The organism is Oceanimonas marisflavi (assembly GCF_003049725.1).
GTDB lineage: Bacteria > Pseudomonadota > Gammaproteobacteria > Enterobacterales > Aeromonadaceae > Oceanimonas > Oceanimonas marisflavi.
In genome coordinates, this window is record NZ_QAGM01000028.1 from 1 (window position 1) to 1,731 (window position 1,731).

Genomic DNA, 1,731 nt, shown 5'->3' on the forward strand with positions numbered 1-1,731 from the left:
GCTTGAAATGCTCTTTAAAGGCGTCGAGAGACATGGATTCAGACCTAAAAAGTAAGCATAAGATCACAGCCGGATGACTGCGTCAACCACCTATATTTGTTCAATAAACGTTCACGATCTCGCCCTGCTGCCTGTATGGCATCACCGAGGCTGCTATTTTGGCGGCCGGCTATGCACCGGCGATCGGCTTTATTCATACAGGAAAGCCATTGTCTTTTGTGTATGACATTGCCGATATCATCAAATTTGACGATGTGGTTCCCAAAGCCTTTGAGATAGCGAGCAAGTCTCCTGCCAGGCCCGATAGAGAAGTGCGGATTGCCTGTCGGGATATTTTTCGTAGCAGTAATACGCTGGGCAAGTTAATCCCTCTTATCGAAGAAGTGCTGGCCGCTGGTGAAATTACGCCACCGTCACCTCCAAAAGATGCTCAGCCTATTGCGATTCCTGAGCCAAAACCGCTGGGTGAAGAAGGACACAGGAGTAGCTGACAATGAGCATGTTGGTAGTGGTTACTGAAAGTGTGCCCTTCCGTCTCAGGGGCCGGCTTGCCGTCTGGCTGCTTGAAGTAAGGGCGGGAGTGTATGTCGGTGATGTGTCCAGGCGGATCAGAGAAATGATTTGGGAGCAGATCACCGAACTGGCTGAACAAGGCAACGTGGTAATGGCCTGGGCGACCAATACAGAATCGGGATTTGAGTTCCAGACCTATGGCCAGAATCGGCGCATGCCGGTGGACCTGGATGGGCTGCGCTTAGTGTCTTTTTATCCTGTTGAAAATCAGTAAGTTATGGATCTTTAAAAACACGGAATAATTGGTGGCTTTTTCATGCCTGGAAAAAGTCACCTAAATCAGTAATATACGTTTAGTCCGTTCCCCGCAGGCGCGGGGATAAACCGCCTGCCGGGGGCCATGCGCAGCAGGGCCACGGCCGTTCCCCGCAGGCGCGGGGATAAACCAATACCGATTTCACCCCTGAGCAGGTAGCCGCCCCGTTCCCCGCAGGCGCGGGGATAAACCGTCTGATTGCCCCACTGGCTTACCTTGCCTTCTCCGTTCCCCGCAGGCGCGGGGATAAACCGCACGCCATGGCTGCCAAGTGCAGTCTGGTGGACCGTTCCCCGCAGGCGCGGGGATAAACCGAAATCACCTTTCCCCCTCCTAGACCGCGCCCCCCGTTCCCCGCAGGCGCGGGGATAAACCGGTGGGCGGCGTGGCGTCGTTCCAGCTCAGGCCCCGTTCCCCGCAGGCGCGGGGATAAACCGCAATGCCGGCTTTTGCCTTGGTCTCATCGCCTCCCGTTCCCCGCAGGCGCGGGGATAAACCGAAGGTTATGGCAGCGTAGAGCTGAAAGGCAAACCGTTCCCCGCAGGCGCGGGGATAAACCGTAGCGCACCGGCACCGCGTTCAGCAGCTTGCGCCGTTCCCCGCAGGCGCGGGGATAAACCGTTCGGCGGGGTTTGGTTGTCCAGGGAACGCGGCCGTTCCCCGCAGGCGCGGGGATAAACCGCCATTAAGCCGTGATAAAACGCCTTTTTGCAGCCGTTCCCCGCAGGCGCGGGGATAAACCGTCATCCCCGGCACCATGAGGGACGGTCAGGGTCCGTTCCCCGCAGGCGCGGGGATAAACCGTACGTGGCGCTCACCGATTACGACCGCATGGACCGTTCCCCGCAGGCGCGGGGATAAACCGGCCACCAAACGACAGACCACCTCACTTGAATCCCGTT

General features: G+C 57.5%; 2 protein-coding genes and 1 CRISPR repeat array. Both genes read left to right on the top strand.

All coding sequences use genetic code 11. The annotated features are described in order from the left end of the window. Positions 1 to 158 precede the first annotated feature (158 nt). Positions 159 to 491 carry a CRISPR-associated endonuclease Cas1 gene (locus DA373_RS14265; protein WP_232821289.1) on the top strand — a complete coding sequence of 111 codons (333 nt, stop codon included), beginning with the start codon at positions 159 to 161 and terminating at the stop codon, positions 489 to 491. Positions 492 to 493: 2 nt separating this feature from the next. After that, positions 494 to 787 (top strand): type I-E CRISPR-associated endoribonuclease Cas2e, encoded by a 294-nt coding sequence (gene cas2e, locus DA373_RS14270; RefSeq protein WP_107852974.1) that lies wholly within the window; start codon positions 494 to 496, stop codon positions 785 to 787. Between the two features lie 84 nt (positions 788 to 871). After that, a CRISPR array of direct repeats spans positions 872 to 1,694; the repeat unit is 29 nt; unit sequence CCGTTCCCCGCAGGCGCGGGGATAAACCG. Positions 1,695 to 1,731: the final 37 nt, after the last annotated feature.